Source organism: Mesorhizobium sp. LMG17149 (assembly GCF_024518695.1).
Lineage (GTDB): Bacteria > Pseudomonadota > Alphaproteobacteria > Rhizobiales > Rhizobiaceae > Mesorhizobium.
In genome coordinates this window covers 222913-238163 of sequence record NZ_JANIFL010000004.1, presented here as the reverse complement: position 1 = coordinate 238163, position 15251 = coordinate 222913, and the positions used below count along the sequence as shown (strand labels likewise).

The window sequence follows — 15251 nt, the reverse complement described above, 5'->3', positions numbered from 1 at the left end:
ATCGCTGCACGCGAAAACTTTTTCAGTCAGGCAACGCCGCCACCGCGACAATTTCAACGACGATGTCGGCTTGCGCAAGCGCTGCAACCCCGATCACCTCCGAGGGCGGCGGGTTGTTATAGCTGCAGTGCTTCGGGCAATGCTCGGCAAAGAACTCGTCCAGCACGTCGAGACGAAAATTGGGAGAACTTAGAACGCCGCCATCGGGAAATGGCCCCTTGATGAAGAAGGTCAGCCGGATGAGATAGTCGAGCGCGCTGCCGAGTTCTTCCAGATCTGATTTGATGTTCGCCAAAATTGCGCGCCACTGTGCCGCCGCATCGCCAGGGAAGCCCCCTCCTCTCTTTCCGGCAGGATCGTAATTCTCGGCGGTTGCGGTATTTCCGCAGAGGTAGACAAATCCCTTTGCTCCGGTGACGACCGTGCCTTTTCCCCACGGCATCAACCTGCCGTTTTTGAATTTCCTATGGGTTACGAGTTCGATGCTCCGTCCAGAGCTCTTGATCGTCAGCCTATCAAATCATCTATTCTGATCGGCAGATCGCGAATGCGCTTGCCGGTGGCATGATAGACGGCACTCGCCACGGCAGCAGCCGTTCCGACATTGCCGAGTTCGCCCAAGCCCTTGACGCCGGCAGGATTGACCTGGTGGTCGATCTCGGGGACCAGGATAACGTCGACCTGTTTGATGTCGGCGTTGACCGGCACGAGATAGTCCTGCAGGTCGCGATTGACGTAGCGCGCGTGTCGCTGATCGATTTCCGTGGCCTCGTGCAACGCTTGGCCGATGCCCCAGATCATGCCACCCATCAACTGGCTGCGCGCGGTGCGCGTGTTCATGATGCGCCCGGCAGCGAAGGCTCCGACAATGCGCGGCACCCGGATTTCGCGTGTATAGCTGTTGATGCGCACTTCGACGAACTCGGCGCCAAAGGCATATTTGACCGAATCTTCGTCGTTCTCTCCACCATGAAACTCCGATTGTCCGGCATAGAGTTTGCTGAGGGCTTCAGGCGAAGAACCCTTCGGCGCAAACTCGGCATATTCTTCGATGGCGCCGACCTGCATGGCCTTGAAGACATCGGCCAGCTTGGCGGACTTGCCGGTCTCGGCAACGACCTCTTCGTCCTTCAAATCCAGCTTCGCATTGGCCGAACCTGCCAGCGGAGCCCCCTTGCCCGCAGCGGCGGCAAACAGTTTTTCGCGTATCGCGTCGCAGGCTTTCATGACTGCGGAGCAGACGCTGGCGGTCGAGATCGATCCGCCTGACACGGGAGCCGGCGGCAAGGCACTGTCGCCCATCTCGACGCTGATCTTGTCCATGCCAACCCCCAGCCTTTCGGCCGCCATCTGGCCGGCGATGGTGCGAACGCCGGTGCCGATTTCATGCGAGCCGCACTGGACCCGAACCTCGCCATCGGCGGTGAGACGAACCCGGGCCGCGCAAGGCGCGGCGGCTGTCGGATAGATTGCCGTCGCACAGCCCATCCCGACCAGCCAATCGCCGTCGCGCATCGAGCCGACCGTGGGATCGCGTTTCGACCAGCCAAAGGCCTCCGACGCCTGGTCATAGCACTTGATGAGTGAGCGGCTGGAAAATGGCTTGCCTCCGATCGGCTCCTTCTCCGGTTCATTGATGCGACGAAACTCGACAGGATCCATGCCGAGGGCCACGGCCATTTCGTCCATGGCGTTTTCCAGCGCGTACACATAAGGCGTCTCCGGCGGCGATCGCATGTAGCCAGGCGTGTTGCGGTCGGCATGAACCAGCGAAACATGCGTCAGAACGGAGCCGTAATTGTACATGCGCGCGGTGGCGGACGTGCCGCCGACGACATAAGGGTCAGGGCGTGACGTCACCTCCCAGGCCTCATGTCCGAACGCCGTGATGCGGCCGTCCTTGCCGGCGCCCATGCGGATCCGATGCCGCGTTTCGGCTCGATAGGTCTGCGTACCGAAGGCTTGCATGCGATTGACGACGCAGCGAACCGGCCGGCCGATGCGCCGCGCCGCGACGGCAACGATGGCAGTGCGTGCCGTCATCGGCCCCTTGGAGCCGAAGGCGCCGCCGATATAGGGACTGACGATCCGCACATTGGCCGGATCGAGCTTCAGTTGGCGTGCCAGTTCCACCTTCCAGCCCGTAACATTCTGGCTGGGCTCGTGGATCGTCAACTGGTCGCCCTGCCATATGGCTGTGGTCGAAAACAGCTCGATCGGATTATGATGCTGGGTCGGCGTCGAATACTTTTCGTCGATCTTCACCGTCGCATCCGCCCAAGCGGCGTCGAAGTCACCGGCCTTCGCATCCTCCTTGAACATCGGGCTTTTGCCGGCAGCCGGTTCCATCTTCACGCCCTTGGAATCAAAGCTGGCGCTGGGCCGTTCGTCCTCGTAGTCGGCGCGGATCAACATCGCTGCCTCCTCCGCCGCCTCGAAGCTTTCGGCGACCACCAGAGCGATGATCTGACCATCGTGAAAAACCGTCTTGTCGTGCAAAGGCCCAATCGAACTTGCGCCGGTGTTGCCGAATTTCGGCATGTCGGTCTTGTCCAGATCGCCATAAGTGACGATGTCCAGCACACCGGGTACGGCCCTGGCGTCTTTCGTGTGAAGTTCGGAAACCTTGCCCCGCGCAATGCTGCTGGTGGCAAGGGCACCGTGGGCGACGTTGGCGGTGACGATGTCGGCGGGATAGCCGGCCTGTCCGGTAACTTTTAGCCGGGCGTCAATGCGAACAACGGGATCGCCCTGGTTTTCCCTTGGAGCGGGTGCAGCTTGGTTCATGGCTCAGCCCTTCATATCCCGGGTTTCGAGCAGCGCCCGCACCAGCGTGCGCTTGCCGAGCGGTATCTTGAATGCGTTATGCTCGCGCGGTCTGGCATCGGCGAAAGCAGCCTCTGCGGCCTCCTGCGCCGTGGCTTCGTCAAGCACTTTGCCCTGTAGCGCGTCCTCTGCTTCGCGCGCACGCCACGGCACCGTCGCCACTCCGCCGAGCGCAATGCGCGCACTCCTTACCGTCTCGCCATTCATGTCGAGCGCGACAGCCGCGGACGCCAGCGCAAACGCGTAGGATTCGCGATCGCGTATCTTCAGATAGCGCGACCGGCTGCTCCACCGTGCGAGCGGCACTTCGATGGCGGTAATGAGCTCGTCGGCGGCCAGATCCGTCTCGATGTCGGGCGTCTCGCCCGGCCGTCTATGCAGCTTGGCAAAAGTGAGCGTGCGCCTTCCCCGCGAACCTTCGACATCGACGGTGGCGTCCAGCGCAACCAGCGCCTGCGCGAAATCACCATGATACGTGGCAATGCAGGCATCGCTCGTACCCAGCACGGCATGCTGGCGATTGGACCCTTCCATCGCAGCGCAGCCGGAGCCCGGTTCGCGCTTGTTGCACGGCCAAGATATCTCTCGAAAATACTCGCAGCGCGTACGTTGCAGCACATTGCCGCCCAGGCTCGCCATGTTGCGAAGCTGACCGCTGGCAGCGAATTTCAGGCTGTCGGCGAGGACCGGGCAACGGCGCCTGACATCATTGTTGTCTGCTGCTTCACCCATACGGACCAGCGCACCAAACCGGATCTTATCATCGTCTATCCTGATCTGCCGCAAGGCCGGCTCGGCAAGAGTGTTGAGGTCGAGCAGTCGCTCCGGCCGCGCGACACCGAGCTTCATGTAGTCGGCCAGATTGGTGCCGCCGGCGATGAACTGCGTGTCGGCACCGGTTGGCGGAACATGCACGGTATCGGGACGGGACGCCATGGCGATTGCCGCGGAGACGCTGGTTGGTCTTTCATATACGAATGGGCGCATCCTAAGCCCTCCTGGTCTCGTCGCGTGCCTGGACGATCGCGGCAACGATGTTGGGATAGGCCGCGCAGCGACATAGATTGCCGCTCATATATTCGCGAATATCGTCTTCCGACCCAGCATGGCCTTCGTTGATGCAACCGATGGCGGACATGATCTGACCCGGTGTGCAATAGCCGCATTGGAAGGCATCGTGGTCGACGAAGGCCTTCTGGACCGGATGCAATTCCCCTTCCGCCGAAGCCAGGCCTTCCACCGTTGTGATCTCTCGGCCCTGGTTCATGACGGCAAAGCTCAGGCAGGACAGTACCCGCTTTCCGTCGATCAGCACCGTGCAGGCACCACACTGACCGTGATCGCAACCTTTCTTGGTGCCGGTCAGGCCGACATGGTCGCGCAGCGCGTCAAGCAGGCTGGTTCGATTGTCGAGCGCGAGGTTGTAGGTCTGCTTGTTGATACGCATCGAAACCGCCGACAAATCGCGCGGTTCGGCCGGTTTTGCGGACGCGGGCTGGGCAGCTCTCGTCGGGGAATTTACAAGCGGCATCACCGCCGCCGCCGAAACAGAGGCCGTCATGAACATGCGTCTGCTCAGGCCACTGGAAATCTTGGCATCGGACATGGCTGGCTCCGGGCTGGCTGGGTCTCAAGCGGCCCAAACCACTCGCGGAGGGCAAAGTTCCCTCCTCACGAGCCTGTGATCTTTTTTTCTGTCGGCGGGATCGATGCAATCGGAACCTCCCCGGTCAAGCGATGGTTGTGTGCCAACAGCCGGAAGGAGGCGATCATGAGCGATGGTCGGCATGGCAAGGACGGTGACATGGACCCGTATTCTCTGCGGAGCAGGCGAGACAAGGCGAGATCATCCTGCGAACGCGCACGCGTCGGGTCGTCTTCATAGCCGGCTTGGTCGGCGTCGTGATCCTGGCCATCGTCGTGAGGTTGGCAATCGGCTGAACCAATCCCCCTCGCCTTGCTGCTGCACTCTCCCCGGCTCGAAAGGCGCTAGCTTGCGCGGCGCGGCGGTGTTTGGCCATGCATCGCGATGCGCCATTGGCTACGCGACTTCTGTTGGAACCAGCGCGTCGAGTCGACGTTCAGCCCTTATTCAACAGGAGGAACAGGCCGTGCCACGAGGCGAGAAATCGAAATACACTGACAAGCAGGAGCGCAAAGCCGACCACATTGCCGAAGGCTATGAGAAGCGCGGGGTTTCCGACAAGGAGGCAGAGCGGCGCGCATGGGCTACCGTCAACAAGGACGATGGCGGCGGCAAGAAGGAAGGCGGTTCCGGCCGCGGCAAACACACGGGCCATCCAGCGGCGCACAAAGGCGGCAAAAGCGGCGGCAAGGCATCGGCATCACGGTCTGCCGCAAGCCGATCGGAATCGGCAAGGAAAGCTGCGGCGACCCGCAAGCGCAATGCGGAACACCGCGCACATTGATATGAGGCCGGCACTGAATGCGGCGGGAGCACAGGGATGAAATCGCAGCTCGTCAATGAGATCGGCGGACAACGGACATTCGTCGTGGTGCTCGACCCAGGCGAAGAAGCGTTCGCGGCACTGACCGCCTTCGCGGTCGACCAAGAGATCGGCAGCGCGTCCTTGACCGCCATAGGGGCTTTCGAGAAAGCCACGGTGGGCTGGTTTGATCCGGCCTCGAAGACCTACCGCAAAATCCCTGTCGACGAACAGTGCGAGGTTCTGAGCGCGATCGGCGATGTCGCATTGGGTGACGACGATAAGCCCAGCCTGCACGTTCATGCGGTGCTTGGATTGAGTGACGGCACCACTCGGGGTGGACATCTGCTTGACGGCATCGTTCGTCCAACGCTCGAAATCACCCTGGTGGAAGCACCCGGTCATCTGCGTCGCAGCAAGCGTCCGGAGCTCGGTGTCGCCCTCATCGATCTTGACGATTGATCTCCAGCCCCTCCACCCGTGCTCACGCTTTCTCGTTCCGCTCAGCTGATGCTGTGTCCGGCGGCGCTTCCCACCCGAACACGCTGCGCCCGCCAAGCAGATGCGACTGGTCGAATTCTCCCGCGACAATTTCCTTCAGGCTGGGGCCGGTCACGTATCGCTCGACTTGCCGCGACTGATCGTCGAGCCGCCTCAAGGCCCCGATTTCTTCATCGCGACCGAGCTTTGCCTTCTGCACGGCCGACTTCAGAACCCCGATCGTCTCGTCATAGACCTTCAGCTGTACTGGAAATGGATGCCTGTCCTTGCCGCCATGCGCCAGCGAGAAGCGGCCGGGATCGGAAAACCGGCAAGGCGCGCCATGCACCACCTCGGCAACGAGGGCCAGCGCGCGCACCGTACGCGCGCCGACGCCGGGGACCAGAAGGAGCTCGGCGAAATCGGTGGGACCGCGGTCCGCGGCGGCTGCGATATTGCCGTGAAGACGATGCATGACGACATCGCTTTCGCGAACGTCATGGTGGGCCGGCATGACCAAATGCGGCAGCAGCGGCTGCTCCGGTTCTTGCCGGCGCGTCGGCTCCGCGCAACGCTCCAATGCTGCAAGCTCGCCCAGGATGCGATCGGGTCCGAGGTCTTGCAAAAGGTTCAGTTGCCCTTGGCGCGACGCGTCGGCGCGCCTGTCGGTCAGGTTGACGATCTCACCTTGATGGGCGCCCTCTATGGCGGCATGCGGGTGGTCGACAAAACTCTTGAGGCCCTCGGAGAGCCAATGGTAGCGGCGCGCCACCTTGCTGTCACCGTTCATGCCTTGCTGCACCACGACCCAGCGACCATCATCGGTGACGATGAAACCATGCAGGTAAAGATCGAAACCGTCCTGGACCGCGGCGCTGTCGACCTTGGCGACAAGCCGGCTGACGGTGGCCAGGCCCGCCCCGTCGAAGCCGACGCGTTGGCCGATGGCCTCCAGCTCATGCGGGGTTTTGCGCGAATGCGCGCCGCGACCACCGCAGACATGAATGCCGAGCTCGCCGGAGAGCGGCGTGAGGCCACGCTTCAAAGCGCCCACGACGCTGGTCGTGATCCCCGACGAGTGCCAATCCATGCCCATGACAGCACCAAAGGACTGGAACCAGAATGGATGCGCCAGCCGCCGCAGCAGCTCGTCTCGACCATAGTGATGAATGATCGCCTCGCACATCACAGCGCCAAGACGCGTCATGCGGTCGCCGAGCCATTTCGGCACGCGCCCGCCATGGAGTGGAAGATCAGCACTTCCCGATCGTTGCGTCACGTCTGCTACCTGTTCTGGTGTCCGTCATTCTCTTAACAGATAGGCAGCCCAACCGCGCAAGGAAGCATGGACACTTCCACCCGGGCCGGGTTAGCGGACGTCAAGTCCAGTTCGAGAGAACCGTTTCCATCTCAACCGTCTCGACCTGCTGCGCGAAACGTTGGTGGTAAACGGTCAGCAGTGCATCATGGGTTGCGTCGGAAGAACTGCACAGCGCGTCCGTGACGAGAACCACGCGATAGCCGAAATCGATGGCCCCGAGCACGGTGGCGAGAACGCAAACATCTGTTTCGCCACCGGTAATGACCAGCGTATCGATGCCGCGCTCCACCAGAAGGGCTCTGAGGCGCCCTTCGAACCAGGGCGAATAGATGTGCTTGTCGATGATCGCCGCTGGCGGGCAGTAGCCGGCCAAAGACGGCAACAGTTCGGTCATTTCGGGCCCGATCGTCTCGATCGTCAGGGAAGCCCAGCGCTCATAATAGCGCTTCCATGTGCCGACGCCCTGCCCCGGCTTTTCGGCTGGCAGGAAGCGTGTAAAGACCGTCTGTGGCGCGCGTCTTTCGACCAGCCTCTCGATCTGCGGGAGAACCCGGGTGATCCAGGGCGTTGCCCATTGAGACGGCTCGGCAAACAGCCGCTGCATATCCACGCAGACATGCATGCATCGATCGCCGAGAGGACCGTATGCCAGCCCCGGCATCGACATCAGCGCTTCTCCGACCGACGATGCATTTCCCTGTTTCCTCCCATTGTCGGCAAAGACACGCAACGCCGCGCGCAAGCACTGGTTCCTGAGATAGCCACAGGAACCGACGCAAATGGCTGGCGTTTCCGCTGAGATGAATGGAGGTGCTCGCATGAGACCGCGCGAGAGGCGTTGGAGCCGCAAGTCAGCCGGGGCGCCAAAATGGAACTGAGCGGAGGATGTCTCTGCGGCACGATCCGCTTCCGCGTTGGAAGCGAACCGAGAGTGCATTATTGCCATTGTGATATGTGCCGGCGAACGACCGGCAGTGCGTTCGCGGTTCTGGCCTGGTTGCCTTCCCAAAGCGTGACCTGGACCAATGCGACGCCGGCCTATCGCAGATCTTCACCGATTGCCCGGAGGGGCTTCTGCTCCGCCTGCGGATCGCCGCTCAGCCTTGCCTATGACGCATCGCCCGGAGAGATCGCGTTGCATGTCGGAACGTTCGACGATCCGGCTCGCCTGGAGCCGCGCTACAATTATGGATCGAGGCAGCGACTTGGCTGGGTTTGCTGCGGAATAGACCTGCCGCACCACGATACCGAGGAGCGATGGTGAAACCATGTTTGAAGGGTAAGCCAGATGAGCATGTTTTACCGGGCGGCCAAGATTGCCGAAGAGGTCCACGCAGCACAGCGCGACAAGACCGGGCGACCGTATATCGAGCACTGCCGCCGGGTCGTTGACGCGGTCGAAACCAGGGACCAGAAGGTCGTCGCCTATCTCCATGACGTTGTGGAAAAGGGCGAAGGCTGGAACCGGACTAGGTTGGACGAGGCCGGTTTTGGCCCGACGATCGCTTCGGCCGTCGACGCCATGTCGCGCAGGGATGGCGAGGACTACTTCGCGTTTGTGCGACGGGCGGCATCGAATCCATTGGCGCTGCCGGTGAAGCGCGCGGATCTGGCGGACAATATCTGGCAGGCCCGACAGGTCGGGGCATCGACTGTCAAATATGAGGAGGCACTACGCATCCTTGATGACGAGTTTCCGCGCCGTCAGCACCAGCCTTGAATTCAGATCGCCCCGCTGCGAACGGGCAATCTACTCCGGGACGTGGGGCGTGTGCCGTCTGTCCTCCGCGGGCTCAGCATCGATGCGCGCCTTTTCCGGATCGAATGCACCATGACGTGCAATGGGCCGCGCCGCGGTTTCAGGCGTCTCGTATGCCCACATGAAATCGTCAGCCGAGCTGCCCACCGCATGGACGCGCCAGTAGCTCGCGGTGCCTTTCGAAGGGGAGCGGCTGGTGGTGTTCGTCTTTTCGAAAAGGTCGAAATAGATGTCTTCGAAAGGGATGTAGAACACGGGCTCATGTCCTTCTTCCTGAAGCACTTTCGCCCGTTCCGTAGCAGCGACTATGGCGTCGGAAAATCGTACCGTCACCGTGCCGACAAACGGTACTATGGCCAGCTGGCCAGCATGGTGTGCTGAGATTGCGTCTGAAGCTTGCATTCAAATTCTCCCTGGCTGCCGATTGATTGCGAGGCCGCATTTCGGTTCGTCATGCATGGAGACGAAATGCGCGGCGATGCGTCAGGTTCCGGCCTGTATTATGAGGTCGGATGACGACCTCACTTCAGCGCTTGCCATGGCTGTCGAGAAACGCAGCCAACAATCGCGAAACCTGATCAGAAGCCTCACGCGTCGGGAAGTGTCCGATGCCATCCAGCACCACGCGCCTGTAGAACGCGGTGAAATGCTCTTCGAGCCCCTCTGAGGACTGGGCAAACACAACGCGGTCGGCGCCACCATGAAGCGTCAGGATCGGCACCGTGATGATCTTGACCGCTGCTTGCCGGCGGGCGAGTTCGGCATAGCGGGGATCGGGCTCGGCCTCTTCCCATCGGACCCGATAGGAATGCAACGTCACATCCGCCCAGTCAGGATTTTCGAACGAACTCGCGACACCATCGAAAATAGCGTCGTCGAACCAGCCTGATGGACCCCAGCTGTCCCACTGGTATCTGGCGAATTCCTTGCCGTTGTTTCGTACGAACTCGGCGCCCCGTGCCGTCGCCATGAACCATTGATACCAAAATGCTTTCGCTTGTCCGGGCGCCGGCGTTGCTGGTTTGCCTGGTTGCCAGCCGAGCGACAGCGCAGCACAGCACTTGATGCGGTCCGGGAAAACCGACGCGAGCAGATAGGATATCCGGGCACCCCAATCGTGTCCGACGACCGCAAAGCGGCTGAGGCCCAGCGCATCGGCAAAATCCAGCACATCCTGCGCCATCGCGGCAATCTCGCCCGAGCGCATGATTTCTTTTGACAGGAACGATGTCGGCCCGAAGCCCCGCAACCAAGGCGAAAACGTCCGGAAGCCAGCTTCATGAAGGACCGGCGAAATCCGAGCGTATGTCGTCGCGTCGTCGGGCCAGCCATGCAGCAGGATAACCGGGGCGCCGTCCTGCGGTCCACCATCGAGATAGGCGACGCGCAGCAGAGGTGTGTCGCAATGTGAGACGGAGTTCATTGGCTCTGAGGCGCAATAGCTGGCTTATCATCACCAGTCGCGGACTCTGGCTTGGCGGCCTGGTCAACCTGTGGGTTCTTGTTGATGGGGCCGGTGTTGGCTTTCATCGGCTCGATATTGTTGTCGCAGGCGCCGAGCGTAAGGCCAGCGGCCAGGACCAGGAGTGAAAAGAACCTCTTCATCGAAACCTCCTCTGGTTGCTGTCCGGCAAACGAGGTTCCACCAATTTGGTTGCCTGATCGTCCTCTCAAGACGCCACGGCATCTGACGATCAACGCTTCAAGCTATTGGAATCGGCTGCAACTGTCGGATCAGGCAAAACCGGGCCACGTTCAGTCTCCGACCCCTCAGCCTCGATCTCCTGCACGGCCTGGTCCCAGTGCTCCTGCTCGCGGCCAGCCGGCCGGCCCTCTTGTTCCCAGATTTCATGGGCTCGCCGTTTGATCTTTTCTTCCCTGCTGTCCATGGCCAGATCCTCCAATTCGTCAGTCTCAATTCCGGGCCATATTTTTTGTTCCTCCTCTGTCGGGAACAGCCGCTGCCGGAGCCGCGATTTCGGGAAGGCGCTTGTGGATTGCGTGGGACGAACCGCTTGGTAATTTTCGTACTGATATTTTTTCGTGACACACCGATGCCCGCAGCTTTATGAATCTGGCTATCGGCCAGCGTCGAGCACGTCCCTCTCCGATCCCACTGCCCGGCGCTCAATGCCTGATCGCCCGCCGCACCGATATGGCGGGCTGTTGCTTCGATTGGAGGTGACGCCCATGCGGGAATTGCCGAAAGACATCGACGCCGATGTGGTCATCGAAATCAGCAAGCTGCTGGACGACAGCCCGCTTTTCGTCCCGGTACGGGTCCATGAACTTGCGGCCAGGGTGAGGCAGAGGGTGAAGACCGGTCTGCCGGATCTTTCGATCGAAGAACTGATCGTGGAGATGGCCTCCGTACGTCAGTTGGCCATGGCCTTCGATCTGCCTGGATCGGAGAATGTCGTGCAAATCCCGGTGCGGTATAGCCGCTAGCACTGCGGCATCACACGCTCCATCCGGAGGTCAGGACAAGCGATGCCTCAAACATCTGCGCACCGATCTCATCGCGTACTTTGACGGTTACCTTGACGAAATCGCAGTCGGGCATTTCGTCTTGGGCAACATCCTGCAAAATACGAATTGCTTCCGCTCTGGCTTGTTCCCGGGATTCGAACAGCTGCCCGTTATCATCGGGTATCGCGCCGTCACCGTTTTGAAGATCGAAATAGTACCGCTTCATTTTCGGGCCACGCTGGAAACATCTGGCGGGTCAATGTTTTCGCTTCATTGGTGGTTCCTGCCCGCTCGGCGGCCGTGCTGGTGAAGACGTGGTCGTTCAACGCACCGCAGCGCGAAGCGCCGATAGGAAAAGCACAAGCAACGCCAAGGCGTTGAGGCCGGCGGCGATGGCATGCGAATACTCCCATTGGCGCCGAAGCAGCTCCCAGTTTTCAGGCAGGACAGTCCAGTTCCGGGTCGCCTGATTGATTGGATAGGTCAGCGTCCAGAAGGCAAATTGCGTGGCGCCGATGCTGAGAAAGGCGACAACAACCAAGCCGAAAGATGCACTCGCTCGGTAGAGCAGGATCGCCAGGGCGGCCGTAGAGAGCAATGCTCCCAGCACTACGATGCCGAACAGGCTCCATCCATCATAGGCGCGTTGCGCAGCCAGATAGTTCGGCCCGTCGAGCTTCATCTTGTTGAACATCGTGAAGAAATGCGCGGCGGCCGGAACGAAAGCCAATACAACGAAAATGAAGCTGACCACTCTCAGACTATAAATTGCCATATCCGGTCTCCTCTCAGGAGAGAGCTAGGGCAATCGGCAGAGTTGAAAAGGTCGTTTTAGCGGCGGCTTTCGCCCGCGATCGTATGATCTCAAGCGAGGTCGTTTTTTAGCCCTCACTCAACTATCTCGGAACATTTTTTTTGCGTGCTGGTTCTACGCACTGAAGGGACGAACCTTACCCAGGGAGATTTCCCCATGAAACATGTTCTCACTACCAGCATGCTGGCGATCGGGCTCGGCTGTGGAACGGCGATGGCTCAGACACAACAGCCCGAAAGCCAGTCTGGCGCAGACGCCAATTGCGTTTCCGGGCAGGCTGACTGCGGTTCCAAGATGGGCGAGCAGGCCCAGGGCAAGGCCAAGCTGAAGACTGACGAGCAGGCTCAGGGCAATGCCGGCACCACCACCGACCAGCAGGCTCAGGACAAGACCAAGCTGAAGACCGACGAGCAGGCTCAGGGCAAGGCCGGCACCACCACCGACCAGCAGGCTCAGGACAAGACCAAGCTGCAGACCGACGAGCAGGCTCAAGGCAAGGCCGGCACCACCACCGACCAGCAGGCTCAGGACAAGGCCAAGACGCAGACCGACGAGCAGGCTCAAGGCAAGGCCGGCACCACCACCGACCAGCAGGCTCAGGACAAGGCCAAGACGCAAACCGACGAGCAGGCCCAGGGCAAGGCCTCGACGCAGGATACGACGTCGACCGGTTCCATCAACAACGTGACGGTGGAGCAGAAAACCCAAGTCACCCAGATCATCCGGGAGACGAAAGTCGAGCCTGTGTCCAACGTCGATTTTGACATCACCGTCGGCGTCGAAGTTCCGCGGCAAAAGGTCAGGCTGCATCGTTTGCCGGCTCGTATCGTCAAGATCGTTCCCGCTTACGAAAGCTACGAGTATTTCGTGCTTGCGGACGGCCGGATCGTGATCGTTGATCCGGATACGTTCAAGATCGTCCTGATTTTGACCTGATATGTCCGAGCAGTGGTCCGCCCTCCAGAGGGCGGACCGCCATTGCTGGGCTGCTATGGATTCAAAGCAACCCGCAAAAGGGACTGCAAGCGGCAGGTGATACACCCTGCCACCGCATCGCGAGGGCTAGAGACGCCCGAGCACGACCAGGATAATGACTATAAGCAGCAGAAGACCGAGGCCGCCCCCGCCGTAATAGCCGGTGCCGTAGAATGGCCCGCCGCCAAGCCCACTAAAACCGCCAAGCAATGCAATAATCAGAATGATGATAAGAATTGTGCCGAGACCCATGACTTGCTCTCCTGTTTGCGGCTTCGCGCCTTAGACGGAGCGGCGGTCGCCGGCTGATGTGATTATGAACTCGCTACAAGCCTTCCTGTTCCCGACTGAGACCGCATCGACGCTGCCAGGTTCAAGGATGTCAGGCGAACAAAGGTCACCCCGAGACGCCCAAGTAGCCCCGGTCTTTCAGCAATCCAGCGAGATGGGCGGCGTTTGATGCTGCCATTTCGATCGCACCCGAGACTTTTTCCGGAGTTGCCGGCAGGTCGACATAGTTGACATCCTCCATGGCCTCGCCAACCCAGTAGACCCCGCCATTGGCCGGGATGGTGAAGCCAACATCGTTCAGTGCCTGAAAGCATTCCGCGTGGCAGTGATGCGCACCGTCCTCATTGCCGACGATGGCCACCAAGGCCACCTTTCCTGCTGCCGGCATGCGCCCTTTGTCATCGGTCTCCTCGAGAAACGCATCCATCCGCTCCAGGACGCGCTTGGCCACACTCGAGGGCTGACCAAGCCAGATCGGGAGGCCGAGTACGAAAATGTCGGCCGCCAGTATTTTTTCTCTGAGTTTCGGCCAATCGTCGCCCTCGCCCATGTCGGAGAGCACGCCGGGCTTGATATCGTGACTGAGCGCACGCACGATCTCGCCCTTCACCTCGTATTGCATCAGCGCCGCCAGGACATCGGCGAGCAACCGATCGGTGGAGGATTTTTCTCTGTCGTTCGAAGCTTTGAGCGAGCAATTAAGTGCGAAGGCCGTGAGCGGCATGTGAATCTCCCTGCATTGTCCTAATTGCAATCGCCCCGACTTCTTCACGACAGCCCATGCGGGATCGCCCGGCATTTCAACGCCAGGATTGAATGCTTGTTCCGTAGGCGGGCCAGCAGAGAGAGTGGCCCCCTCCTCCCACTTGATGACGGTCCAGCCGGCTCAGAGCGGGCTGGCTCTTGAGCACTGACCACCGCTGGAGAACAGGCGGCGGTGAGCGACGCCGGCGGAAACCGGGGCGGGCAACCTATTTGACCGCTCGTCGTTTTCTCCTGAATTCCTGAGAATGGATAGACGATGCTCGTCCAGACCCTCGAAGCAGGCGATATGCAGCTGGCTGTATCCATGGCCGGCGATCCAGGTCGACCGGCCTTGATCCTTCTGCACGGCTGGCCCCATTCCCGGAAATCTACGATGGTGTGATCGATGAACTCGGCGCGCGATACTTTACGCTGGCTTTCGATCTTCCGGAGATCGGTGGATCTCGTGGCACTCCGCCGTCGGCGGAAAAGAAGGTTCTTGCCGATATCGTGATTTCAGCAGCCGAGGCGCTTGGGGCCAAATCCATCGTCGTTGCAGGCTTTGATGTGGGCGGCATGATTGCCTTCGCTGCTGCTCGCCATCATGGCGGTCGCATCGTCGGCGCGGTGCCGATGAACACGGTTATCCCCGGCCTTCATCCATGGACGAAGGTAGTCGCAAACCCGGACATCTGGCATTTCGCTTTCCATGCGGTGCCCGAGTTACCGGAGTTGCTGGTGACGGGCCACCAGCGCGCCTACTTCGATTTCTTCTTCGATCTGCTCGCCGGCCGTCCCGATGCATTGACCAATGAAATGCGGGAGACGTTTACGCAGGCCTATTCGAGGCCGGAGGCACTTAAGGCCGGCTTTGATTGGTATCGCGCGTTCAAGGAGGATGCCAAGGTCAATGCAGTACCGGCGCGCATCGAAGTTCCGATCCTCTATATCCGCGGCGACGCGGATTTCGGATCGATCGACGACTACCTGGAAGGCTTGAGGCTGTCTGGAGCAAAGAACCTGCAAGGTCGCGTGATCGCCAACTGCGGCGAATTCCTGCCGATCGAGGCACCGGCAGAATTCGTCAAGGCGCTGGCGGAATTTGCACCGAGATAGGTGAAGCGA

The 15251-nt window shown here is 60.6% G+C and carries 21 protein-coding genes; 7 read left to right on the top strand and 14 right to left on the bottom strand.

Going from position 1 to position 15251, the window contains the following annotated elements; all coding sequences use genetic code 11:
* Nucleotides 1-22 precede the first annotated feature (22 nt).
* The 4 genes from NP945_RS10310 to NP945_RS10295 all read right to left on the bottom strand — a co-directional run bounded on the left by NP945_RS10310 (nt 23) and on the right by NP945_RS10295 (nt 4432).
* On the bottom strand, nt 23-442 hold the full coding sequence (locus NP945_RS10310; RefSeq protein ID WP_256746466.1) for a RidA family protein: 420 nt from the start codon (nt 440-442) through the stop codon (nt 23-25).
* A 65-nt stretch (nt 443-507) separates the two neighbouring features.
* Entirely contained in the window at nt 508-2787 is a 2280-nt protein-coding gene (locus NP945_RS10305; protein WP_256746260.1) for a xanthine dehydrogenase family protein molybdopterin-binding subunit, read from the bottom strand.
* A 3-nt stretch (nt 2788-2790) separates the two neighbouring features.
* Nucleotides 2791-3813, bottom strand: coding sequence for a xanthine dehydrogenase family protein subunit M (locus NP945_RS10300; RefSeq protein ID WP_256746259.1), 1023 nt, complete (start codon nt 3811-3813; stop codon nt 2791-2793).
* Between the two features lies 1 nt (nt 3814).
* Nucleotides 3815-4432 carry a (2Fe-2S)-binding protein gene (locus tag NP945_RS10295; protein WP_127322071.1) on the bottom strand — a complete coding sequence of 206 codons (618 nt, stop codon included), beginning with the start codon at nt 4430-4432 and terminating at the stop codon, nt 3815-3817.
* Nucleotides 4433-4937: 505 nt separating this feature from the next.
* Here NP945_RS10295 and NP945_RS10290 point away from each other — a divergent pair.
* Nucleotides 4938-5255 carry a plasmid stabilization protein gene (locus tag NP945_RS10290; RefSeq protein WP_127329054.1) on the top strand — a complete coding sequence of 106 codons (318 nt, stop codon included), beginning with the start codon at nt 4938-4940 and terminating at the stop codon, nt 5253-5255.
* Between the two features lie 36 nt (nt 5256-5291).
* Nucleotides 5292-5735, top strand: coding sequence for a PPC domain-containing DNA-binding protein (locus tag NP945_RS10285; RefSeq protein WP_127329005.1), 444 nt, complete (start codon nt 5292-5294; stop codon nt 5733-5735).
* Nucleotides 5736-5757: 22 nt separating this feature from the next.
* Here NP945_RS10285 and NP945_RS10280 read toward each other — a convergent pair whose 3' ends face one another.
* Entirely contained in the window at nt 5758-7032 is a 1275-nt protein-coding gene (locus tag NP945_RS10280) for a DUF763 domain-containing protein (protein ID WP_256746258.1), read from the bottom strand.
* Nucleotides 7033-7132: 100 nt separating this feature from the next.
* A complete protein-coding gene (locus NP945_RS10275; RefSeq protein WP_127267549.1) occupies nt 7133-7741 on the bottom strand; it encodes a cysteine hydrolase family protein in 609 nt (202 codons plus the stop codon).
* Nucleotides 7742-7942: 201 nt separating this feature from the next.
* Here NP945_RS10275 and NP945_RS10270 point away from each other — a divergent pair, with 201 nt between their 5' ends.
* Together NP945_RS10270 and NP945_RS10265 are read left to right on the top strand one after the other, a co-directional pair.
* The gene (locus NP945_RS10270; protein WP_256746465.1) at nt 7943-8338 is read left to right on the top strand and encodes a GFA family protein; all 396 of its coding nucleotides are present in this window, start codon (nt 7943-7945) and stop codon (nt 8336-8338) included.
* Between the two features lie 24 nt (nt 8339-8362).
* Entirely contained in the window at nt 8363-8794 is a 432-nt protein-coding gene (locus tag NP945_RS10265; RefSeq protein ID WP_256746257.1) for an HD domain-containing protein, read from the top strand.
* Between the two features lie 30 nt (nt 8795-8824).
* On the opposite strand, the gene NP945_RS10260 is transcribed toward NP945_RS10265, so the two are convergent.
* The 4 genes from NP945_RS10260 to NP945_RS10245 all read right to left on the bottom strand — a co-directional run bounded on the left by NP945_RS10260 (nt 8825) and on the right by NP945_RS10245 (nt 10722).
* Nucleotides 8825-9235: a DUF427 domain-containing protein gene (locus NP945_RS10260; protein ID WP_127267544.1), complete on the bottom strand. Its 411-nt coding sequence runs from the start codon at nt 9233-9235 to the stop codon at nt 8825-8827.
* Nucleotides 9236-9359: 124 nt separating this feature from the next.
* Nucleotides 9360-10256, bottom strand: coding sequence for an alpha/beta fold hydrolase (locus NP945_RS10255; protein WP_127267545.1), 897 nt, complete (start codon nt 10254-10256; stop codon nt 9360-9362).
* Nucleotides 10253-10438, bottom strand: coding sequence for a hypothetical protein (locus tag NP945_RS10250; protein WP_256746256.1), 186 nt, complete (start codon nt 10436-10438; stop codon nt 10253-10255). The genes NP945_RS10255 and NP945_RS10250 overlap by 4 nt, the downstream gene beginning before the upstream one ends.
* Nucleotides 10439-10527: 89 nt before the next feature.
* On the bottom strand, nt 10528-10722 hold the full coding sequence (locus NP945_RS10245) for a DUF2934 domain-containing protein (protein ID WP_127267550.1): 195 nt from the start codon (nt 10720-10722) through the stop codon (nt 10528-10530).
* 301 nt (nt 10723-11023) lie between these two features.
* On the opposite strand from NP945_RS10245, the gene NP945_RS10240 reads away from it, so the two are divergent.
* Nucleotides 11024-11281, top strand: a complete 258-nt coding sequence (locus NP945_RS10240; RefSeq protein WP_127267547.1) for a hypothetical protein — start codon at nt 11024-11026, stop codon at nt 11279-11281.
* A gap of 10 nt (nt 11282-11291) precedes the next feature.
* Here NP945_RS10240 and NP945_RS10235 read toward each other — a convergent pair whose 3' ends face one another.
* Together NP945_RS10235 and NP945_RS10230 are read right to left on the bottom strand one after the other, a co-directional pair.
* Complete coding sequence (locus NP945_RS10235; RefSeq protein ID WP_127329012.1) at nt 11292-11528, bottom strand: hypothetical protein; 237 nt, start codon at nt 11526-11528, stop codon at nt 11292-11294.
* 96 nt (nt 11529-11624) lie between these two features.
* Entirely contained in the window at nt 11625-12077 is a 453-nt protein-coding gene (locus tag NP945_RS10230; protein WP_127272420.1) for a hypothetical protein, read from the bottom strand.
* Nucleotides 12078-12272: 195 nt separating this feature from the next.
* Between NP945_RS10230 and NP945_RS10225 the strand changes: the two genes are divergently transcribed.
* Nucleotides 12273-13052, top strand: a complete 780-nt coding sequence (locus tag NP945_RS10225) for a DUF1236 domain-containing protein (RefSeq protein WP_256746255.1) — start codon at nt 12273-12275, stop codon at nt 13050-13052.
* 126 nt (nt 13053-13178) lie between these two features.
* On the opposite strand, the gene NP945_RS10220 is transcribed toward NP945_RS10225, so the two are convergent.
* Both NP945_RS10220 and NP945_RS10215 read right to left on the bottom strand, forming a co-directional pair.
* Nucleotides 13179-13343, bottom strand: coding sequence for a DUF3309 family protein (locus tag NP945_RS10220; RefSeq protein WP_013531546.1), 165 nt, complete (start codon nt 13341-13343; stop codon nt 13179-13181).
* Nucleotides 13344-13488: 145 nt separating this feature from the next.
* Nucleotides 13489-14106 (bottom strand): flavodoxin family protein, encoded by a 618-nt coding sequence (locus tag NP945_RS10215; protein WP_027036453.1) that lies wholly within the window; start codon nt 14104-14106, stop codon nt 13489-13491.
* 419 nt (nt 14107-14525) lie between these two features.
* On the opposite strand from NP945_RS10215, the gene NP945_RS10210 reads away from it, so the two are divergent.
* Nucleotides 14526-15242 carry an alpha/beta fold hydrolase gene (locus NP945_RS10210; protein WP_256746254.1) on the top strand — a complete coding sequence of 239 codons (717 nt, stop codon included), beginning with the start codon at nt 14526-14528 and terminating at the stop codon, nt 15240-15242.
* Nucleotides 15243-15251 lie beyond the last annotated feature (9 nt).